The sequence below is a fragment of the Vreelandella sp. F11 genome (assembly GCF_042466685.1).
In the GTDB taxonomy this organism is placed as follows: Bacteria; Pseudomonadota; Gammaproteobacteria; order Pseudomonadales; family Halomonadaceae; genus Vreelandella.
Window position 1 is genome coordinate 4263752 of the sequence record NZ_CP170448.1, and the last position, 21870, is coordinate 4285621.

Annotated in this window: 18 protein-coding genes; 10 read left to right on the forward strand and 8 right to left on the reverse strand. The window is 54.9% G+C overall.

Annotated features, from left to right (window positions below):
- Window positions 1-7: 7 nt before the first annotated feature.
- Entirely contained in the window at window positions 8-1369 is a 1362-nt protein-coding gene (locus ACFIOZ_RS19515; protein ID WP_386080596.1) for a tripartite tricarboxylate transporter permease, read from the reverse strand.
- 398 nt (window positions 1370-1767) lie between these two features.
- Between ACFIOZ_RS19515 and ACFIOZ_RS19520 the strand changes: the two genes are divergently transcribed.
- Window positions 1768-3141, forward strand: coding sequence for a PLP-dependent aminotransferase family protein (locus ACFIOZ_RS19520; RefSeq protein ID WP_386080598.1), 1374 nt, complete (start codon window positions 1768-1770; stop codon window positions 3139-3141).
- A 22-nt stretch (window positions 3142-3163) separates the two neighbouring features.
- On the opposite strand, the gene ACFIOZ_RS19525 is transcribed toward ACFIOZ_RS19520, so the two are convergent.
- The gene (locus ACFIOZ_RS19525; protein WP_386080600.1) at window positions 3164-3865 is read right to left on the reverse strand and encodes a GntR family transcriptional regulator; all 702 of its coding nucleotides are present in this window, start codon (window positions 3863-3865) and stop codon (window positions 3164-3166) included.
- Between the two features lie 245 nt (window positions 3866-4110).
- Here ACFIOZ_RS19525 and ACFIOZ_RS19530 point away from each other — a divergent pair, with 245 nt between their 5' ends.
- The 6 genes from ACFIOZ_RS19530 (at window position 4111) to otnC (ending at window position 10670) form a co-directional block, all read left to right on the forward strand.
- Window positions 4111-5535, forward strand: a complete 1425-nt coding sequence (locus tag ACFIOZ_RS19530) for an NAD(P)H-dependent oxidoreductase (RefSeq protein ID WP_386080601.1) — start codon at window positions 4111-4113, stop codon at window positions 5533-5535.
- Window positions 5536-5585: 50 nt separating this feature from the next.
- Complete coding sequence (locus ACFIOZ_RS19535; protein ID WP_386080602.1) at window positions 5586-6554, forward strand: Bug family tripartite tricarboxylate transporter substrate binding protein; 969 nt, start codon at window positions 5586-5588, stop codon at window positions 6552-6554.
- Between the two features lie 113 nt (window positions 6555-6667).
- The gene (locus tag ACFIOZ_RS19540; RefSeq protein ID WP_386080604.1) at window positions 6668-7156 is read left to right on the forward strand and encodes a tripartite tricarboxylate transporter TctB family protein; all 489 of its coding nucleotides are present in this window, start codon (window positions 6668-6670) and stop codon (window positions 7154-7156) included.
- Window positions 7157-7214: 58 nt separating this feature from the next.
- A complete protein-coding gene (locus ACFIOZ_RS19545; protein WP_386080605.1) occupies window positions 7215-8705 on the forward strand; it encodes a tripartite tricarboxylate transporter permease in 1491 nt (496 codons plus the stop codon).
- A 22-nt stretch (window positions 8706-8727) separates the two neighbouring features.
- Window positions 8728-10014, forward strand: a complete 1287-nt coding sequence (otnK, locus tag ACFIOZ_RS19550) for a 3-oxo-tetronate kinase (protein WP_386080607.1) — start codon at window positions 8728-8730, stop codon at window positions 10012-10014.
- Window positions 10011-10670 carry a 3-oxo-tetronate 4-phosphate decarboxylase gene (gene otnC, locus ACFIOZ_RS19555; RefSeq protein ID WP_386080609.1) on the forward strand — a complete coding sequence of 220 codons (660 nt, stop codon included), beginning with the start codon at window positions 10011-10013 and terminating at the stop codon, window positions 10668-10670. The genes otnK and otnC overlap by 4 nt, the downstream gene beginning before the upstream one ends.
- On the opposite strand, the gene ACFIOZ_RS19560 is transcribed toward otnC, so the two are convergent.
- The gene (locus ACFIOZ_RS19560) at window positions 10667-11176 is read right to left on the reverse strand and encodes an Lrp/AsnC family transcriptional regulator (protein ID WP_386080610.1); all 510 of its coding nucleotides are present in this window, start codon (window positions 11174-11176) and stop codon (window positions 10667-10669) included. The two genes, otnC and ACFIOZ_RS19560, sit on opposite strands and share 4 nt — an antisense overlap.
- A gap of 210 nt (window positions 11177-11386) precedes the next feature.
- Between ACFIOZ_RS19560 and ACFIOZ_RS19565 the strand changes: the two genes are divergently transcribed.
- The 3 genes from ACFIOZ_RS19565 to mgtE all read left to right on the forward strand — a co-directional run bounded on the left by ACFIOZ_RS19565 (window position 11387) and on the right by mgtE (window position 14308).
- Window positions 11387-12403, forward strand: a complete 1017-nt coding sequence (locus ACFIOZ_RS19565; protein ID WP_386080611.1) for a 1-aminocyclopropane-1-carboxylate deaminase — start codon at window positions 11387-11389, stop codon at window positions 12401-12403.
- 132 nt (window positions 12404-12535) lie between these two features.
- Entirely contained in the window at window positions 12536-12877 is a 342-nt protein-coding gene (locus ACFIOZ_RS19570; RefSeq protein WP_386080613.1) for a DUF6482 family protein, read from the forward strand.
- 75 nt (window positions 12878-12952) lie between these two features.
- Window positions 12953-14308, forward strand: coding sequence for a magnesium transporter (gene mgtE, locus ACFIOZ_RS19575; protein WP_386080614.1), 1356 nt, complete (start codon window positions 12953-12955; stop codon window positions 14306-14308).
- A 68-nt stretch (window positions 14309-14376) separates the two neighbouring features.
- Here mgtE and ACFIOZ_RS19580 read toward each other — a convergent pair whose 3' ends face one another.
- The 5 genes from ACFIOZ_RS19580 to ACFIOZ_RS19600 form a co-directional block, all read right to left on the reverse strand.
- Window positions 14377-15498, reverse strand: coding sequence for a Gfo/Idh/MocA family protein (locus ACFIOZ_RS19580; RefSeq protein WP_386080616.1), 1122 nt, complete (start codon window positions 15496-15498; stop codon window positions 14377-14379).
- 74 nt (window positions 15499-15572) lie between these two features.
- Window positions 15573-17075, reverse strand: coding sequence for a CoA-acylating methylmalonate-semialdehyde dehydrogenase (locus ACFIOZ_RS19585; RefSeq protein WP_386080617.1), 1503 nt, complete (start codon window positions 17073-17075; stop codon window positions 15573-15575).
- Between the two features lie 35 nt (window positions 17076-17110).
- Window positions 17111-18013: a myo-inosose-2 dehydratase gene (gene iolE / locus ACFIOZ_RS19590; protein ID WP_386080619.1), complete on the reverse strand. Its 903-nt coding sequence runs from the start codon at window positions 18011-18013 to the stop codon at window positions 17111-17113.
- 31 nt (window positions 18014-18044) lie between these two features.
- Window positions 18045-19892 carry a 3D-(3,5/4)-trihydroxycyclohexane-1,2-dione acylhydrolase (decyclizing) gene (gene iolD, locus ACFIOZ_RS19595; RefSeq protein WP_386080620.1) on the reverse strand — a complete coding sequence of 616 codons (1848 nt, stop codon included), beginning with the start codon at window positions 19890-19892 and terminating at the stop codon, window positions 18045-18047.
- 1 nt (window position 19893) lies between these two features.
- Window positions 19894-21852 carry a bifunctional 5-dehydro-2-deoxygluconokinase/5-dehydro-2-deoxyphosphogluconate aldolase gene (locus ACFIOZ_RS19600; protein ID WP_386080622.1) on the reverse strand — a complete coding sequence of 653 codons (1959 nt, stop codon included), beginning with the start codon at window positions 21850-21852 and terminating at the stop codon, window positions 19894-19896.
- Window positions 21853-21870: the final 18 nt, after the last annotated feature.

Consider the following 21870-nt stretch of genomic DNA (forward strand, 5'->3'; position numbering starts at 1 on the left):
GGAGTGTTCAAGCCAACCAGCCCATTAGCCAAGGGGCGGCATAAAGAGTCATAAACTGCACCCCATAGTTCACGCCCCAGCGGTTTAGTAGCCCCGCCACAAGTGCTAACACCGCGACTCCCAGAATGCCCATTACACCTGCATCCATATAAGCCAACAGCACGACCAGCGAGAAGAACATCGCCAGGAAGGCCTCATGAGGAATACGCTGAAAAACAAACACGCAAATGTGCCGGGCATAGCGAACAGCGATGGGATACGTAATCAACAGCGCCACCCCAGCGCCCAAAATGCTGGCAACAGCGATTTCACCAAAGCTCATTAAGTGGTGAGCATTCTGCTCCAGCGTAAGTACTGGCGGCGCATTAAAGAAGGCGTTACCTGGCCCTATCGCCATGGGGCTCATGGGGATACCTAACGCCGCCAGTGGAATCAGAATGCCTGCGATATAAGCGGCATTGGTGACCGCATCCATTGAAGAAAGCGCACGACTGGCTTTTTCGACGGTACCCTTCACCCAACTGGACATTACTTCGCCCAGGAAAATGGTGATTCCCACCGGGCTCATAAAGAAAGTGGCCGAACCGAGCACCGAGCTGGCGGTTGCCGAAATAGCTTCTTGCCGGGTCAAAATACGAAAAGGGTTAGGGAAGCGGCTCTTATCATCACTATCATCGGCAGCATAGATTTTGATCGCTTTAGGTTCACCGGTAGCCATTTTTTTACGCTCTTCGCGCACGGTTAGCTGTGCCAAATTGAAGATCATCGGCCCTATCGTGATACCCAGAAAGAACGAAATGAATACCACCTGACCTTCAGGGATTACCCCCATTCCCCAGTAGAAGTGGCGCAGCGCCTGTATCAGCGCAGCTAAGATCACGATACTGATTATGCTGATCACTTTTTCGCGGCTCATTAACGCCAGAAATATCGCGCCGACAAAAAATATTTGGCTAGCGTACTGGCTTAGCACATCCGCCAGGGGTGTTAGCAGGAAAGCCAGTAGCAAGCTGACGGGAATGGCAACGAGGGTGCCGATAACCGAACCCGACGCCATTTTGCGAATTGCCAACGTGGCGTGCCCTTCACGCTTCAGTATCATTGCGTGCTCAACCATGGGGGCTGACATCACACCACCGGGTATCCCCGCCACTGAAACGGGTATTGAGTCGGTAAGCTTTTTGGCTACGATAGCAGCCATAAAGAACGCCAATACCACTGGCAGGGGAAGACCTGCCACTACCAGCGCTAACGTCACCGGGGCAAGTACAGCGGTCTCATCGGTACCTGGCGCCACACCAATCGCGGTATAAACCACCACACCAATTAAGGCAGCCATTAACATCTGCAGAAGTAATAGAGCGTCCATGATTACGCCTCCCCATCAGTGTCGAGGCGTCGTTTCGGGCGTAAACAAACCGCATTAATAACAAACCCCAGCAGGGCGCCGCATAAGCCCACTATTAGAGGCATTGGCGCTGGCCCAGGGGTAAGAATGAAACCACCTAGTGTGAGAGGAGTGGAAATTACTAAGGCAAGCAGCAGGTCTCTGCCGGTCACCGTATCGTCCCAAACAGTTAGGTAAGAATTTATTTTATTTGGCATGCCCATTCTCCGTGGAGATCATTATTAGTGTTGTATACCCAAGTAGGCTGGCCCTAGCTTGTGGAAAGACAAGGCGCTGAGTAAGGTACAGTGGTGCAAAGTGTATGAAGTACTGTACCTATAAAATAACAGGTACAGTTCCACCGCCATTGAGAGATATTCATGTCAAAATCTAATCAGGTAGCCACCGTTCTTCTAAAAGCCATTGAAGAGGGGCGCCTCTCGCCTGGTACCCGAGTGGCTTCCATCAGAGAAGCCGCTAAACAATTTGGCGTATCGAAAAATACCGTGATTGATGCTTATGACCAGTTGGTAGCACTTGGCCATTTGAGCGCTCGTCAGGGCGCAGGCTTTTTTGTTTCTCGCCCTCGCCCATCACCTATTGATGAGCCTACTCACGATCTTTCAGAGGCGGTGGATAGCGTTTCGCTTCTTCGCGAGCAGTTAGTAGGAAATTTTGCGGTACGCGTGGGCGACGGCCGAGCGCCTGCCAACTGGATGGGTGGAGCGGAGCTAACGCGTCTAATAAGGCGACGAACTGGCTTACCTGATGAAATGAGCGATGTCGAATACGGCATGCCCCAGGGATACTCTCCACTGCGCGAGAGTTTAGCCATGACATTGGCCGGGCGCTCCATCCACGCATCACAGGATCAAGTCATGATGACCTTTGGTGCTAATCATGCCTTCGACTTAATCATTCGCCACTTAGTAGCCGCAGGAGAGAGTGTTCTGGTTGAAACACCGGGCTACTATCCACTGTTTGGAAAGCTTCGTCTCGCTAAAGCGAAACTGGTGGGCGTTCCACGCACGATCGATGGCCCCGACCTAGAAGAGTTTGAGAGAAAAGCCAAGCAGTACCGACCTAGGCTTTTCTTCTTGCAACCCAATGCCCATAACCCTACCGGTAGCACCATGTCGCTGAGTAATATGCATCGCCTGCTAAAGCTCGCCGACCACTATGGTGTCACCCTAGTAGAAGATGACGTGTTCGCTGACATTCTGCCCAAAGGCAGCGCCCACCTAGCTGCACTTGATGGATTAGAAAGAGTTATTTACGTAGGCACTTTTTCCAAAACGCTCTCCACCGGCTTGCGCTGTGGCTATATCGCTGGAGGCAGATCGATCATTCGCGCCCTGGTCGATATTAAGATGCTCACTGTCGTAAACACTTCAACTTTCAATGAGATGATCGTGCATGAGCTATTAGCCAGAGGCCGCTACCGACGCCACCTCGCACAACTGCGCGAGAGAGTGGCTAAAGCTAGTGCTACGGCGGCAAGAGTATTGGAACAAATAGGCGTTCATGATGTGATTGGCCCCGGCGGTGGCTACTATTTATGGGCCAAACTGCCACCCCATATCAACACCACTGAGCTGGCTAAACGCGCCTCTGAGAAAGGTATTTTTATTGCCCCAGGCGCTATTTTTTCACTGCGTCCCGACAGTACCGATGCCAACTCAATGCGTATAAATATTGCCCATGCCAACGACTACCGGTTTTTGGAGTTCATCAGTAGGGCTCTCAACGAATAAACGTACTGTATAGCGAACAGTGCTAAGCCAACGGTTCCCCATTAGCATACTTAACCCACGTCTTGCCCAGATGATTACGTAGCTCGTGCCCCACACGTTTACCATCCCGCGCTTCCAAAGCAGCAAGAATAGCTTCGTGCTCTTCCATCGCCGTTGCCCACTTTTCATTTTTTTGATTTGAAAGGTAGCGGACACGATATAGCTGACGGCTGAGGTTGGCGTGCATATCAATCAGCGTCGCATTTCCCGACAGTGCCACAATCCGGTTGTGGATATCTTGGTTTAGGCGAAAATAGTTCTGCCGGTCACGTCGTAAGAATGAAGCCTTCATCTCATAGTGAAGCGCCTGCAACTCCGCAATATCATCATCACTGGCGTTGGCGCACGTTAGCTCTGCTGCGGCCTGCTCAAGCACACTCAAGACATACGCTTTCTCTTTCATATCGGCGGGACTTACATCCGCCACCACGGCACCCCGGTTTGGCGATATCACCACCAGCCCTTCCGCAGCTAGAATTTTCAGCGCCTCCCGTAACGGTGTACGCGATACTTGAAGTTCAACCGCCAAAGTTCGCTCAGGCAAACGTTGGCCAGGCTGAAAATGGTCCATCACGATATGTTCACGTAAATAATTCGCGACTTTCTCCACAAGTCCGGGCTGATTTGGCTGAGCGACTTCTTCCATTGGCATGTTCACATAGTAAGTGAACGCCAAGAATGGCATACCAAAAAAATCCTTTCAAACAAATTACGTTAAAACGATCATTTTTTAAATCCATATTTATCAATACTATAAATAAAAAAAAGACCTACTCAATACCAAAGTATTAACATCAGCCAATTGACCCTCAAAATGGTATACCACTACATTTCATACATAGGATTTCTGAAAGGCTCACCTCTTTAGCGCCATGACGATAGAAAATGTCATCGCAGCAGTTTTACCAGTAAAGGGAATACCAACACCTTATGAACTACTTACAACATTTTGAAAAAGGCAAGGTTGTTGAGGCCTGCATCGCGGGCGCTGGTGACTTTGGGCGTGGCGTTTTGCGACAAGCGCGCCAAATGGAAAAACTATCAGCACGTATTGCAATCGACATTAATCCTGAAAAAGCAGCCGAAGCGTTGCGGCATGCAGGCATTTCTGATGCTCAGATAATGGTATGCCATTCTAAAAGTGACGCTGAAAAAGCGTGGCAAGAAGGGATGTTTATCGCCACGGCTGCCTTTGAAACAATTCAAGCCCTGCCTTTCGATATTTTAGTGGAATCTACTGGCATACCTGACGCAGGAGCGCGCTATGCAGAAGCCGCTCTGCTCGCAGGTAAACACGTTGGCATTGCCACCAAAGAGACGGAATCTGTGGTTGGCCCCTATTTGACTAGCCTTGCCTATCAACAGGGTCGCCTATTCACTCCGTTGGATGGTGACCAGCCTAGCCTGCTTATTGGCCTACTTACTTGGGCCCACACCCTTGGTTTTGAGATTATTGCAGCAGGTAAAAGCAGCGAATACGACTTCATCTGGGATGAGGCAAACGAGACCGTTACTTGCAACGGTACCGCCTTTCCTGCCCCTGGCTTGAGCGGACTTTGGGAATTACCGGCAGGCCGCGAACGCGATGTGGTGGAAGCGCGTAGCAAGCTACTTGCTGCGATTCCACAAATCTCAGTGCCTGATCTGTGCGAAATGGTCAACGTGGCCAATGCCACGGGGCTACGTCCTGATCGCCCTGAATTTCATGCCATGGTGCTGCGCACAGCGGAAGTACCTACCCTTTTGGACATTCAGAGCCAAGGTGGGGTACTGCAAGGGCTTGAGCGCTTGGAAGTGTTTAATTGCCTACGCCAACCAGACGAGCTGAGCTTTGCAGGAGGCGTTTTTGTGGTCGTGCGCTGTGAAGACCCACATGTATGGACTCTACTGCGGGATAAAGGCCATGTACTGAGCCACAGCGGCAATAGCGCGATGATTTACCTACCCCGACACCTGCTTGGCTTAGAAGCACCGATTTCACTTCTCGATGTGGTCATCAATGGTCAAACCTCCGGCGGTGGTCACGCTACGAAACCCAGGTTCGACCTAACAGCGCGGGCAACCCAGCACATGAAAGCGGGCCAGCACCTCGAAATGCGCGGCCACCACAGGCACATCGAAGGGCTACGTCCAGAGCTGCATCCCGCCGCGGCGCTAGCACCAGAAGCAAAAGTGCCTTTTTATCTACTGCCAGGCGCTCAAGTGATCCGAGACATTGCCCCCAATCAGCCCATTACCTTAGCGGATGTGGCACTGCCTGAATCAACCTTAAAACAGCTTCGTGAAAAGCAGGATCAGTTGTTTCAACAAAATACCTTAGTTCCTAAAGCCGCTATCGACAGCGCGCTAAATTAAACTTCCCTAACGGGAATTAAAAGCAATAACAATCAGATAGGAGAAACACTATGCTCACTAAACCCACTCTCAAAATGGCAACGCTCTGCGTCGCGCTGGTTAGCGTCGCCACAACTGTCAACGCCGATGATGCAGCGGATTATCCGACAAAGACTATCCAGTTTTTGGTAGCGGCAGGCGCTGGTGGCGGCACGGATAACTTCGCTCGCGTGGTTCGCCCAATGTTTGAAGAAGCCCTGGGCGGCGCAAATATTACCGTTATTAACCTGCCCTCCGCCTCTGGTGCATTAGCGCACCAGCGCACCGCTACTGGCGCAGCTGACGGCCATACCCTTGATTTCGCTTCCACCACCTTAGTGACGTCTTTAGCAGCAGGACAAAACCCAATCGGCTTAGATCAACTCACGCCCGTGGCACGGATGCAGTCAGATGTAATGGCACTATTTGTTAATCCAGAGCGCTACCCGGATTTTGAGTCGTTCTTGGAATACGCTAAGGAAAACCCAGGCGAGGTCACTGTGGGCGGCACCCACACCGCTAGCCCTGACCACGTTTCATTTCTGTCGTTGCGTGATGCATCCGGCCTGGATATGAATTTCATTCCTTACGACAGCACAGGCAATGCCACCGCTAATGTTCTGGGCAACAATATCGACGCGACCACCACGTCACTTAGCCCTTTGCTGAGTTATATGGACGCGGGCCAAATGATGCCAATACTGGTATTCAGCGATGAGCGTTTGGCCGATTATCCTGATGTTCCAACGACAGCTGAATACGAGTGGGATCTAACCGATGGCAACGACCGTGCAATTTTTGTCCATGCCGATACACCTGAACCGCTTCTGAAACGCTTAGAAGATACTTTCAAAAAGGTTTACGACTCTGAGGAGTACCAGACATACGCCGAGCGAGTAAACCTTACTTATCGTGAAGGCTGGATGGGCAGCGACGAATATCGTCAGCGCCTGGAAAATAACTATGAACTCTATTCGCGCCTACTTAATAACGATCAATAAAAATCGAATTAAGTGCTAAGTGAAGGCAGGCAATAAATTTGCCTGCTTTTTAACTCACTGGCTGGGACTATTTTTATCAGGTAGGCCCTGCCACATTCCCTTCGGGGTTTATCATGCACGCCAGGATTTCTCTCTTCGCATTCGCGGTGGTGTTGCTAGCACTGGTCAGTTTAGTGCCCACACTGCAGTTTCCCAGTTCCGCTGAGGTTTCTACCTTTATCGGCCCTCGCGTATGGCCTCTGACGCTTGTAATTGCGCTTCTTGGGTTGGGTAGCGCACTCCTACTGATCACTTGGCGTGATGCAAGACGGGGCACAATTTATGACGATGAATCGGAAGAAAAGCCTCTTCCTCAGAACGATCCAGTCACAGCTCAACGCTTTACTCTAGCGTCCACGCGCCACTGGTGGCTGATTGCCGCCACCATTATTTACACCTGGTTAATCGGCATGGTGGGCTTCTTAATCGCCAGTATCGCTTTCACGTTGGTAGGTACGCTGCTGCTTGGGGCTCGCTCCTGGCGCGCAATTCTAATTACCGTGGTGGTTGCCACGCTGCTGATGCAGGGTGTCTTCGTCATGCTGCTTGGCATCCCGCTATGACACTTGTTGTTAAGAAGCTTGCCGATAACCGCTACTGCTACCTGTTTCGGAGTTGATGATGCTAGAGAATTTTCTAGGCGGGCTGGCTGTAGTGATGCAGCCACTCAACCTGCTACTACTTACTTCAGCCGTTTTTATCGGATTTATCGGTGGTGCGTTACCCGGCATCAGCGGCGTTATTCTGGTGGTTATCCTGCTACCCGTTACCTATGGCATGGACTCCACTACGGCCTTTATGTTGCTGACTGCCATCTATGGCGCGACTGTTTTTTCTGGTTTGATCACCGCTATTCTCTACCGTGCCCCTGGGACGCCAGAGGCGGTAATGACTGCCTTCGATGGCTACCCGATGACCCAGCAGGGCCAGGCAGGTAAAGCACTGGGCATTGGTGTGCTGAGCTCTGCGATTGGGGGCTTGGTGGGTACTATTGCGTTGATTATTTTTACTCCTATGCTGGCGAAGGTGGCGCTGAAATTTTCTTCTCCTGAGTATTTTGCCCTTGCCGTCCTAGGTTTAACCGTGGTGGCGTCTTTAGGTGGGCGCCTGATCTACGGACTGATTGGCGCTACTCTTGGCTTGTTTATCGCCACCGTTGGTATTGACCCACTGACCGGCACCAGCCGCTATACCTTCGATAACCTGAACCTTATGGAAGGGGTGGGACTGATACCGATGATCGTGGGGCTGTTCGCCATTTCTGAAGTGATGAAACGCTCCCTAGATCAAGACAGCCATCAGCCGATTACGAAAGTAAAAGTTAAAATCTTTGATCTACCTATCTTGCGCCAAATCGGCACAACGCTTACGCGCTCTTCTATTATTGGCGTAATCATTGGCATCTTACCGGGCATTGGCGCTAGTACCGCCGCCATGGTGAGCTATAGCGAAACAGTGCGTTGGTCTAAGCATCCCGAGAAATTTGGCAAAGGGGCCCCGGAAGGTATTGCAGCGCCAGAGTCGGCGAACAATGCCGCTGCCATGGGCGCCTTAGTACCGCTGTTTGCCCTCGGCATTCCGGGCAGTGGTACCACGGCGGTAATTCTTGGGGCATTTATCATGCACGGCCTGCAGCCTGGCCCAATGTTCATGATGACCCACAGCAGCCTAATCTATGCCGTGTTCGCGGGTCTGTTTATCGTCAACTTTATGATTTTGTTGTTCTCCAAGCCATTTATCACCCTGTTCACCAAGCTATTGAATGTGCCCTACTCGGCGCTCGGCCCGATCATTATTATGTGTTGCATCGTGGGCACCTACTCGGTGCGCAACTCCATGTTTGATGTGTGGTTGATGCTTGGCTTTGGCGTCATGGGCTACCTGCTGGAAAAACTAAAATTCCCGCTGGTTTCGATCATCCTAGGCCTAGTACTAGGCCCCATTGCAGAGAGCGAGCTGCGCCGTGCGTTGTCGATGTCTCAGGGAGATATATCGATCTTCTTTACCCGCCCCATCAGCGCCACCTTACTGGCCATTGCAGCACTACTGTTGGCAGTGACGATTATCTCGCCACTGATTAAACGCGCTCGCATGAAAGCCGCCACTCCCTGAACCCTGACAACGGATGCAACGTATGACAATTGTATTAGGCGCTATTGCCGACGACTTCACTGGGGCCACGGATCTTGCAAATAACCTGGTGCGCGGCGGTATGCGCTGTCTGCAGGTGATTGGCGTCCCCCAGCAAGAGATCGACCTCACTGATATCGATGCGGTGGTCGTGGCGCTGAAATCGCGCTCCTGCACGGTGGACGAAGCCGTGGCGGACTCTCTGGCCGCCCTTGAGTGGCTTCGCCAGCAGGAGGCCCGGCAGTTGTTCTTCAAGTACTGCTCCACTTTTGATTCCACCGACCAGGGCAATATCGGCCCGGTTACGGATGCGCTGCTGGAAGCGCTAGGAGCGCATCAAACGGTGATGGTGCCCGCTTTCCCGATTAACGGCCGTACGGTTTACCAAGGCCATCTATTTGTCGGTGATCGCTTACTGAACGACAGCGGCATGCAGCACCACCCGCTAACCCCCATGCAAGACGCGGATTTAGTCCGTGTACTCTCTCGCCAAACACCACACCCGGTGGGCTTAGCCAATCGCGCCATACTAGCTAAAGGGGCGGAGGCCACCCGTGCGCATTTATTATCACTGGCCGAGCACGGCATGCGCCATGTGATCTGTGACTCCTTGAATGAGCAGGATTTGGACGTGCTGGCCGACGCTACCGTCTTGATGCCGTTAGTCACAGGTGGGTCTGGTCTGGGGCAGGCGCTGCCTGCTCAATACCGTGCCCAGGGCTGGCTAGAAAGGATCACTGAGCCGGGCCGTTTATCTCCTGCTTCAGGCGGTGCGCTGGTACTCTCCGGCAGTTGCTCCCGGGCGACGCTGGCCCAGGTGGCGGATTTTTTGGCCAAGCACCCCGACGGTGGCTTTGCCCTGGATCCGTTATCGCTAAGTGAAGGAGACAAGCAGTGGGAGCAAGCGCTGGCCTTTGCTCTGGAGCGTTTATCCAGCAACGCTCCGGTATTGATCTACGCCTCAGCGGATCCAGAGAGAGTGAAAGCCGCACAAGCCGAACTGGGCGTGGAACGTGCAGGTCATCTAGTCGAAGAGGCTTTGAGCCAACTGGCTGTCACGCTGGTCAACGAAGGCGTGGGCCGCTTGCTGGTCGCCGGGGGTGAAACTTCCGGCGCGGTGGTCTCAGCACTCGGCATTACTACCCTACGGATTGGTGAGCAGATTGATCCAGGCGTACCTTGGACTCAAGCCCCACTGGCGGTACGCGAGGCACCATTGTCGCTTGCGCTGAAGTCTGGTAATTTCGGCGGCGTCGACTTCTTTACCCGGGCGTTTGAGGTGTTGGCATGAGCATCCACTTGCATCGCCATTCTCAGAACAGTATGCGGGAGCAGATCAGCACGCTGGGGAAATCGCTATTTGACCGCGGCCTGACCATGGGCTCCAGCGGCAATATCAGCGTGCGGCTAGACGATGGCGGCTGGCTGATGACACCCACCAACGCCTGCCTGGGGCGGCTGGATCCTGCGCGGATTTCTCATCTTGATAACAGCGGCCAACTGCTGAGTGGCGATAAGCCTACCAAAGAGCAGTTTTTGCATATGGCGATGTACGAAGAGCGTCCGCAATCCGGTGCGATTGTGCATCTGCACTCCACTCACTCGGTGGCGGTCTCTTGCCTGCCCGAAGTGAATCCCTGCGACTGCATACCACCACTCACCGCTTACTATGTGATGCGGGTAGGGAAGCTGCCGATGGTGCCATATCACATTCCCGGCGACCCAAAACTGGGCGATGCACTGCGGGGGTTGGCCGGCAAGCATAGCGCGGTACTGCTGGCCAACCACGGCCCAGTGGTTGCGGGGAAAAACCTCGAAGCGGCGGTGTATGCCACTGAAGAGCTGGAAGAGACCGCCAAGCTTTACCTATTGCTGCGGGGCGAGAACCCGCGGGGGCTAACGCAGGAGCAAGTGGCCGAGCTGGAAGCGCGCTTTCCAAAAGATTAAACCAACACCTTATGGGTAGAGACCACCTGTCGCAGCCCCATAAACGAGCGGATCTGGCGCACGCCGGGCAGGTAGAGTAACTGTTCGGCGTGCAGCCTGTTGAAGCTTTGGCTGTCCCGAGTGCGCACCAGCATAAAGTAGTCAAACTCACCGGTGACCACGTGGCACTCCATACAGCCAGATACCTTCTGGGCCGCCTCTTCAAAGGCGGCGAAGGATTCCGGCGTCGAGCGATCCAGCACCACGCCAATTAATACCACCATCCCCGCCTGGAGCTGCTCCGGGTCTAAATGTGCCACCACACGGCTAATCACCCCGTCCCGCTTGAGCTTTTCGACTCTTCTCAAGCAGGCCGCTGGACTCAAGTTCACCTGCTCCGCCAGTGCCACATTGGAGAGCGTGGCGTCGTCCTGAAGCAGTTTGAGAATGCGCCGGTCTGTACGGTCTAGCTCGGCCCACTGGTCATCAGGCTCAGCGCCCGTCCGCACCGCTTTTGAACGCACCATTATTTACCTCAATCACTTTTAAACACTATTTAAGGACATAATTTACCTTTTATAGCATTTTTTATTGCTTACAAGCAGGCAACTTTGCAACACAAAAATATCGGCGAGCACTTACTATTAATAGCAGAGAGCACGCCAACTGTTCACACAGACCCTCGCCTAGCAACTTTATATACACCGCACTCAAACTCTGAGCAGCAGGAGCTTGTTATGAACCTCAAACGCTTCCCCCGTTACCCACTCACCTTTGGCCCCTCTCCCATTACGCCGCTCAAGCGGCTAAGCGAACATTTAGGCGGTGAAGTAGAGCTCTACGCCAAGCGCGAAGACTGCAACAGCGGCTTGGCCTTTGGCGGTAATAAAACCCGCAAGCTTGAGTATTTGATTCCAGAAGCGCTGGAACAGGGCTGCGATACGCTGGTATCCATTGGTGGTATTCAATCCAACCAGACCCGCCAGGTTGCCGCCGTTGCCGCTCATTTGGGCATGCAGTGTGTGCTGGTACAGGAGAACTGGGTCAACTACTCCGACGCGGTGTATGACCGGGTGGGTAATATCGAGATGTCGCGCATCATGGGTGCCGATGTGCGCCTGGACGACGCGGGGTTCGATATTGGCATCCGCCCCAGCTGGGAACAGGCCATGGAGGATGTGCGCCAGCGCGGCGGCAAGCCCTTCCCGATTCCCGCGGGCTGTTCCGAGCACCCTTACGGCGGTTTAGGCTTTGTGGGCTTTGCCGAAGAGGTGCGCCAGCAGGAGAAAGAGCTAGGCTTCACCTTTGACTATATTGTGGTGTGCTCGGTCACCGGCAGCACCCAGGCGGGCATGGTGGTGGGCTTTGCCGCTGATGGCCGTGCCCAGCGAGTGATTGGCATTGACGCCTCTGCCAAGCCTGAGCAAACCCGCGAACAGATCCTGCGCATTGCACGCAATACGGCCGAGCTGGTGGAATTGGAAGGCGGTATTAGCGATGACGATGTGATTCTGGATACCCGCTACGGCGGCCCGGAGTATGGCTTGCCCAACGAAGGCACGCTGGAAGCCATTCGCCTATGCGCCCGTCTGGAAGGCGTCCTCACCGACCCGGTTTACGAAGGCAAATCCATGCACGGCATGATCGATAGGGTGCGCAACGGTGAATTTCCCGCGGGCTCCAAGGTGCTCTACGCCCACCTGGGCGGCGTACCTGCATTAAATGCCTATAGCTTCCTATTTCGTAATGGTTAAGTAGTACAACACCTATCTCTAACCGTCTGATCCAGCGCTTAATAAATAGGGCCACTCAGACGGTTACTGCTGTACAAATAGAGCACACCCTTTAGGCTTGGCGTATAGGATATTCACTTATGAGGATACGCCATGTCTTCAACACTTCCCGCACACATTACCCTTGACGATCTTGCGCACTGTTCCGCGCCGCTCCCCGAGGTTGAGGTACATGGACTCGATTTGGGGTGGTACATCGTGCGCTTGCACCAGGGTAACGCTACTAGTTTGCTCATTGACCACAACGGTGAGACGCAACGTTTCACCGGCACCCAGTGGATTGGCCGCGCGCTAGCGCCGCTTGGCTTCACACACGGCACGCTGACCTGGGCCGAAGCCGCCGATGAAATGATAGGTAGTGATGTGCCCTCCGTCTCCGCTCACCAACGCCTAGTCTACGGTGTTCGCGTGGCTTTCAACCAAGCCAGCCTATAAACTCACCAAAGCGAGCCGCCGAGAGTTTGCAATTTTATTGCCATGAACACCTAGTTTCCAAAAAGGACGGACGCTATGCGCGATGATGAAAAATATAGCAATAACGAAGAGCAGCTACTCTATCTACAAAAGCTGTTAGACACTTCTGACACAGCGGCTCTACAAGCGTTCTTCACTGAACTCGATATTTTAGACATTGCGCGAACACTTGAATCCTTTCCGGCCAAAACACGTGACTTCCTTTGGGAATACGTACCTGACGATGTAATCGGTGAGGTGCTTGCCGAAGTTGATGAAGATATCCGTGCTGACTATATCGAGGATTTATCGGCCAGCGACGTAGAGCAAATTGTTAAAGGTTTGGATGCTCAAGAAGTTGCGGAAGTACTGGATGTTGCTGACGATGCTATAAAAACCAGCGTTTACGCCAGCCTGGATCAGGATATTCGCGCCCAGGTTGAAAATCTTCATGCCTATGAAGATGACGTAGTCGGCCGTTACATGGATCCTGAAACGGTCAATGTAAAACAGGGCGTATCGTTAGAAGCCGTGCAGCGCTATATCCGCATTCATCACTTGCTTGACGATGAGTCACAGCAGATCATGATTACCGATAAGGATAAGCGTTTACTCGGCACTTTGACCCTGATTGATTTAATCAAACAACCACAAGATGCCGTGGTTGATGATTATATGGATGATTTTTTCACCCTCAATGATCAAATGAAAGTTAGTGATGCAGCAGCATTACTGCGCTCAAAAGAGCTTCACTTTGTGCCCGTTTGCGATAGCGATGGAATATTAGTAGGGCAACTAAACTCTGCCGATGTTTTAGAAATTACCCAAGAAGATGCTGACATGACATTGAAGCACATGTCAGGCGTCAGTAATGAAGAGGAAGTCTTTACGCCAATTACCCGAAGCGCGAAAAGCCGTGGTATTTGGCTGGGCATTAATTTGTTAACAGCTTTTTTAGCCGCGTTCGTGATCGGCCAATTTGAAGCCGTGTTGGATCAAATTGTAGCCCTGGCCATTTTGATGCCGGTGGTAGCAAGCATGGGCGGCATTGCCGGTAGTCAAACGCTCACCGTGGTCATACGCGGCCTGGCGCTGGGCCAACTGGCGGGTAACAACGTTCGCTGGCTGTATAACAAAGAGATGTGGGTAGGTATGAGTAACGGCCTGGTTTGGGCGTTAGTGGTGGGCTTAATTTCCCATCTCTGGTTTGGCGACGCCATGATTACGCTGGTGATCACCCTGGCCATCTTTATCAATATGAGCCTCGCCAACTTATCCGGCGTATTGATTCCCATGGTATTGAAAAAACTGCAGATTGATCCCGCGTTATCCGGTGCGGTAATTTTGACAACCGTTACCGATGTGGTCGGCTTTTTGTCGTTTCTGGGGCTCGCGACGCTGATTATTCTGTGACCTCTTCATTCCCGGCAGGCGCTGGGTTCTTTGGAAAACAGCGCCCGCACTTGGTCAAGTAACCACGACTATACCGCCACCCACTGCCCCGTCTTATCTGATGTTTCAATAGCCTCAATCAAGCGATTAACCCGGGCCGCTTCTCGAAAATCAGGGTAGAGGGGGCGGTCGTTAATAATGCCTTCGACCAGATCACGCACCTCGATAATTTTCTGATCGTTATAGCCCAAGCCATGGCCTGGCGCGGGACTAAATGAGGCATAGTCAGGGTGTTCGGGGCCTGTAAACAAGGTGGTAAAGCCGCGCCTCCCTGGAGCATCACCATGGCGATAGAGCTGCAGCTCGCTCATGCGTTCCTGGTCAAACACAATGGCGCCTTTGGTGCCCGTTAGCGTGTAGGCCAAGCCCATCTTGCGGCCAGCGGCTACCCGAGACGTTTCGATATTACCGATTAACCCCCGGTCAAAGCGCAGCATGGCCTGGGCCTGATCGTCGTTTTCCACTGCGGCCATGCCGCTGCCGTCAACCTTGGGTCGCGAGGCGATAACGGTCTGTAACTGACCGCACGCCTCGGTAATGCGCTGCCCGGTCAAGAACTCGGCCATATTGAGAATATGCGACCCTACATCGCCTAATGCACCGGCACCCGCTGTTGCCCGCTGTGTATGCCAGTCGTGGGGCTTTGCTGGGTCGAGCAGATAATCCTCATTGTGCCGGCCACGAAAGTGAATCAGCTCACCAATTTCACCGCTGGCAACAATCTGGCGGGCCAGCTGGGTGGCGGAATTGCGAATATAGTTAAAGCCCACCAGGGTTTTGACGCCCGCCTTTTCAGCCGCCATGACCATCTCGTCGGCATCGGCGCTGCTTAGCGCCAGCGGCTTTTCAGCGTAAACATGTTTGCCCGCGGTAATGGCGGCCAGCGCCATCTCTTTATGCAGAAAATTGGGCGCGCAGATATCCACCACGTCCACGTCACTGTCTGCCACCAGGGCACGCCAATCGTCGGTGGCGCGGGCAAAGCCCCAGGCCCGCGCCCGGCTCTCTGCCGTAGCAAGATCAACATCCGCCAACAGTTCGCAAACGGGCTTGGCGGGCAGTTCAAAAACGCTGGACGCCGCGTTAAAGGCAATGGCGTGGGCTTTGCCCATAAAGCCGGTGCCAATTAGGCCAATCTTGAGGGTTTTCATTGTGATTATCCCTATTTTAAAACAATAACGCCGGGCTGGGCCCGGCGTTAACTAGTGAGCCGCTATTAAACTGTTTACATGGTCGGCATGGTGAAGTGGTTGGTCTCTTCACGAATACCACTGGGCCAGCGCTGAGTGATGGTTTTCATGCGGGTGTAGAAGCGTACGCCGTCGGGACCGTGCATATGCAGCGGGCCAAACAGTGAGCGTTTCCAGCCACCGAAGCTGTGGAACGCCATGGGTACCGGGATGGGGACATTGACACCTACCATGCCTACCTGAATCTGCTCGCAGTACTGACGGGCTGCGTCGCCATCACGGGTAAAGATTGCCGTGCCGTTGCCATATTCATGGGCGTTGATCATGCTGACCGCTTCGTCGAAACTCGCCACGCGGGCAATCGCCAACACCGGGCCGAAAATTTCTTCAGAGTGAATGCGCATCTTAGGCATCACATGATCAAATAGTGTCCCGCCAATAAAGTAGCCATCACCTGCGCCATCGATGCTTGTCTGACGGCCATCCACAACAAGCTCGGCGCCTTCATCGACACCGGTTTGGATATAACCCGCCACTTTGTCGCGGTGCTCGCGGGTGATCAACGGCCCCATATCGTTGTCTGGGCCATCGACCAGGCCAGGCCCGACCGTGAGTTTATCCAGTTCGGCCACCAGCTTTTCCCGCAGGCGGTTGGCGGTTTCTTCGCCCACGGGTACCGCGACGGAAATCGCCATACAACGCTCGCCTGCCGAGCCATAGGCCGCGCCCATCAGCGCCCCCACGGCTTGATCAAGATCCGCATCGGGCATGATCACCATATGGTTTTTAGCCCCACCCAGGGCTTGAACGCGCTTGCCATGGGCGGAGGCAGTGGCGTAGATGTACTCGGCGATGGGCGTGGAGCCCACAAAGCTGACTGCCTGGACACGCTCATCGGTGAGGAGCACATCCACGGCTTCTTTATCGCCGTTAACGACATTAAAGACGCCATCTGGCAGGCCCGCTTCGCTTAACAGCTCAGCTAGGCGCAGCGGCGTGGAGGGATCTTTTTCAGAAGGCTTCATTACAAAGGTGTTGCCGCAGGCCAGCGCGATGGGGAACATCCACATGGGTACCATGGCGGGGAAGTTAAACGGCGAGATACCCGCACAGACGCCCAGCGGCTGCATCATCGAGTAGCTATCGACACCGCTACCCACGTTCATGGAGTGCTCGCCCTTCTGCAGGTGAGGAATGCCACAGGCAAATTCGACCACTTCCAGGCCGCGAGTCACTTCGCCTTTAGCGTCAGAAAACACCTTACCGTGTTCGCTGGATATCAGCCGCGCCAGCTCATCGGTGTGCTCCTCGACCAGCGCTTTGAACTTGAACAGAATACGCGCGCGTTTCAGCGGCGAGGTTTTTGACCAGGCGACAAAGGCCTCATCGGCGATACGCACCGCTTCGCGGGTCTCGGAGGCAGAGGCCAGTGACACCTGGGCGCTCTGTTCACCGGTGGCCGGGTTGTAAACCGGCGAAGTGCGCTGGCTCTGACCGGCAGAGAACTGACCATTGAGATAGTGGGATATCGTCTTCATACAAACTCCTGATTCAAGTGCGGCGCTGGCGCTATTTAGCTGGCAACGTTAAAACCCGCCTGCTCGGCAAGTTGGCGTAAGTTGCGGTAGCCCATACGGGCGTAAGTCAAGGGGTGGGCGACTTCGGGGTCTTGTTCGGCTTCCACCACCAACCAGCCTTGATAACCCTGCTCGCACAGGTGAGTTAAGGCGGGAAGAAACGCCACATCGCCATCCCCGGGCACAGTAAACAGGCCGTCCAGCACGCCGTTTAAAAAGCTTTTGTCACGGTTGCGCACTGCGTCCAGCACCGGGAAGCGCAGGTCTTTGCAGTGCACATGGTGGATACGCTGGCTGTAGCGTTTGGCGATGGCGAGCGGGTCGCCGCCAGCGCCGCGCAGATGACCAAAATCGAGCAGCAGTCCCACGCCTTCGCCGGTGTTGTCCATTAAGCGCTCTACGTCGGCTTGGCTCTCAATCACCGTGCCCAGATGGTGGTGATACACCAGTTGAATGCCCTGAGATTTCAGATAGTCGCCGACCACATCCAGGCCATGCAGCAGGCGCTGCCACTCTTGCTCAGAAAGATGCGGACGTTGGGAGAGCGGGCGTTGCTGGTCACCGTGTACACAGTGGGTGACTTCGCACAGCACCATGACCTTGGCGCCACACTGCTTAAGCAGGTTCATGTGGTCTTGAATGGCGTCAATCTCTTCTTCTGGGCTACGCTCCAGCAGGTGTGCGGAGTACCAGCCTGAAATCAGCGCCAGATCATGAGCACCCAGCACCTGGTTCAAGGCGTCAGGCGTGCGGGGGAATTTATTCCCCAGCTCAAAGCCGCTAAAGCCCGCTTCGCGCCCTTCTTGCAGGCAGGTTTCCAGTGGCGTATCGCCACCCAGGCTGGGCAAGTCATCGTTCGTCCAGGTGAGCGGATTAATACCTAAAGTAACCGTTGGCATGGCGTATTCCTTGTGAGCATGTTTGTTGGCATTAATGGCGTTGGCGCTGCTTGGCCTCGCGATACCCTTGGTAAGCAGTATTGACTTCTTCACGCTCGGAAACCTCGGGCACGGCCACGTCCCACCAGGCACCGCCTTCTTGGGTGCTGGGTAACGGGTCGGTATCCAGGGCAATCACGTAGGTTGATTGGGCGGCGCGAGCGCGCACCAGCGCCTGTTCCAGTTCGGCAATGCCGCTCACCGATTCAGACTCACAGCCCAGGGCTTTGGCGTGAGCAGCAAAATCGGTTTTGGGGGCGCCAGCCTCGACAGTGCGACAATCCTGCAGCAGGTTGTTGAATCCGGCGCCGCCGGTGGCCTGCTGCAAGCGGTTGATACAGCCATAGCCGCGGTTATCCAACACCACGACGATCAGCTTGTGGCCCAACATCACCGATGTCGCCAGCTCCGAGTTGTGCATCAGGTAGCTACCATCGCCCACCATCACCACCACTTCTCGCTCGGGCTTGGCCATCTTGACGCCCATCCCACCGGCAATTTCATAGCCCATGCAGGAGAAACCATACTCCACGTGATAGCTGCCAGGGCCCGAGCACTGCCAGAGCTTATGCAGCTCGCCGGGCAAGCCACCCGCCGCGCAGACCACAGTGGTGTCGTTACCGGCCTGGCGGTTGACCGCACCGATCACCTGGGCATCGGTGGGCAGCGACAGCCCTTGATCGGCGGTTACACGATGTACTGCCTCAGCCCATTCACGCTTGAGCGTATCGGTCTGCTCGCGCCATTCATTGCTGCCGCACCAATCGCCTAATGCGTCATCAAGCTGCTCAAGTCCTGTCAAAGCATCGCAGGTCAACGGCAGTGCCAGATGCTTAACGCTATCGAAACGCCCAACGTTAAGGGCGATGAGCGTTTTATGATCGCTTTCAAATAGCGCTCGGGAGCCAGTGGTAAAGTCCTGCAGACGTGTGCCTATGGCGAGGATGACATCCGCCTGCTCCGCCAACTGATTCGCGGCTGCGCTGCCGGTGACGCCAATGGCACCCACCGCACAGGGGTGGCTATCCGCCAGCGCGCCTTTACCCGCCTGGGTTTCAGCTACCGGGATGCCCCGTACTTTGGCAAACTCGGCCAGGACGTCGCATGCAGTGGCGTAATGCACGCCGCCGCCGGCAATGATCAGCGGGCGTTTGGCCTGTTGAAGCGCGCCGATTACTTGACGGAGCTCATAAGCCTCCGGCGGCGGGCGGCGAATACGATGCACCTTGGGTTCAAAAAAGGCTTCGGGGTAATCGTAGGCAAACGTCTGAACATCCTGGGGCAGCGCCAAGGTCGCCGGGCCGCAGTGCTCAGGGTCTAGCAGAGTAGCCATCGCCTGAGGCAAGCTGGTGAGTAGCTGCTCTGGGCGGCTGATACGGTCAAAGTAGCGCGACACGGGACGGAAGCAGTCGTTGACGCTAATCGTAGGGTCGCCGAAATGCTCCACCTGCTGGAGAACCGGGTCGGGTTCGCGGGTGGCAAAGGTGTCCCCCGGCAGCAGCAGGATCGGCAAGCGGTTGGCGTGAGCGAGCGCTGCGGCGGTGACCATATTGGTAGCCCCTGGGCCAATCGAGCTGGTCACGGCCATTAAGCGCTGGCGGCCATTGGCTTTGGCAAAGGCAATCGCCGCGTGGGCCATGGACTGTTCGTTATGGGCACGAAAGGTCGGCAATTCGTCTTGCACGTGGTAAAGCGCTTCGCCTAACCCCGCCACGTTGCCATGACCAAAAATCGCAAACACGCCTTCAAACAGCGCCACTTCTTGGCCATTGATCTCAATACGCTGAGCGGCAAGGTACTTGACCAGTGCTTGAGCCATGGTGAGTCGAATGGTGCTCATCTTACGCCTCCTCGGTATGGGCCAGCGTTTGCGGCTGCGCCTGCCTTAATTGCCGCCACGCCGTTATCAGTTCGGCATAGTTTTGGGCGACCCGCTCTACCAAGCTGGAATCGTCGATACTCCCCGCCAGCCAGTCGCGACTGGCGCTGGCAAATAGCGTGCGTCCGACGGTAAACCCTTTACAGCAAGGGTGTTTAGCAGCCTCTTCAAAGCCGCGTTTCATGTCGTCCATAGGGGCGTCCAGTCCGAGCAGAACCACCCCTCGGCAGTAGGTATCCTCGCGCTCAATCGTCTCACCCACCGCCTGCCAGGCAGCATCTGACATGGCGGGAAGCTTCCACCAGTCGGGGCGAATGCCCAGGTTATAGAGCCGCTGCAGGCTGCGTGGCAGCGTAGTGTCATCGCTGGGCATATTGGCAGGGGGAATGACTTCAACCAACAACTCCAGCCCATAAGCACAGGCCGCCTGATAGAGCTGGCGCAGACGCTCTTCCTGCTCCAGGCGCAGCGCAATCTCGTCGTCGGGATGGTAAAACACCAGGCATTTGATGATTTGTTCTCTAGGCCAGTTGCGTAGGCAGGCACCTAAGTCATCGCCATGCTGGAAGCGCAGCGGGCGTGAGCCTGGCAGCTCTACCGGTCGACCAATCCACCAGCCTTTGCCGCTGGCTTGATTAAGCGCTTCCTGACCCAGCACGTCATCTACCAGAATCGCGGGAGTGGGAATACCACCCAGCTTTGCGCCCTCTTCGGCGGCGGTGACCAGGAGTTTTTTGAGTGCCGGTAGCCGGGCACTGTCGGCATGCTCTTCGCGGGCCATATCGGTGAGCTGGCGGCGGTGGTCAAATGCCAACCCCAGCACTTCTGGCCATTGGGTCGGCACGCGGGTGGTGACCCGATGTAAATGGTTCAACCGTTGATCGATATCCGGGCGGAGAGCCTCATCACGCCTGTCGAGATAATCAAATAACTCGTCTTCGGTGGGCATGGCCGGGGCACAGCCGTGCCGGGACACCACCAGCGCGCCGCAGGCGTTGGCATAGGCGGCGCTGGTCTGCCACGGCTCGCCGCGTAACCAGCCCCGCAGCAGCCCGCTCATAAAGGCATCACCGGCACCCAGCACATTAAGCACTTCGACTTGCACGCCTTTGACCAAAACACCGTCTTCGATGCGGTCAGGAATAGCGCCTTCAAACACCACGCAGCCCATGGGCCCGAGCTTGCATACCAGGGTAGCCTCGCTAACCTCTCGCACTGCACGCAGGGCCGCCAGGGTGTCCGTACTGCCTCCGGCAATATGAAACTCCTCTTCGGTGCCCACAATCAGGTCGAAATCCGGCAGCCAGCGCTGCAAATCGGTGGTCACCTTGTCATCGGCGATAAAGCGGGTTTCGCCATCGCCAGGATTGGTCAGCCCCCACAGCACGGGGCGGTAGTCGATATCCAGCACTCGCTTCACGCCATAATGGGCAGCGGCGTCCAGTGCTTTGCGGCAGGCCCGGCGAGTCGTATCAGTAGAAAGATGGGTGCCGGTAATCGCCAATGCCTTTGAGCGGGCAATGAACTCAGGGTCGATGGCGTCAGCATCGATGCCCATATCGGCGCAGTCGCGACGGTAAAACAGCAGCGGAAAGCTTTCGCGGTCTTTTAGCGCCAGCAGTACCAGGCCGGTGTGGCGCTCGGGGTCGGTTTGTAGCGCGGTGGTATCTACCCCCACCCGCTCCAGTTCCTCGCGTACAAAGTTGCCCATCTGCTCGTCGCCCACCCGCGAGAGCATGGCGGACTTCAGCCCTAGCCGCGCGGTACCGTAGGCCATGTTGCCCGAACTGCCGCCCAGGTACTTGGCAAAGCTCGCTACGTCTTCTAAACGGCTGCCAATTTGCTCAGCGTAGAGGTCAACCGCCACGCGCCCCAGACAAATAAGATCAAGCGGTCGGTGTTGCATATTGTTGTTCAGCATAAACGTCTCCCCACGTTA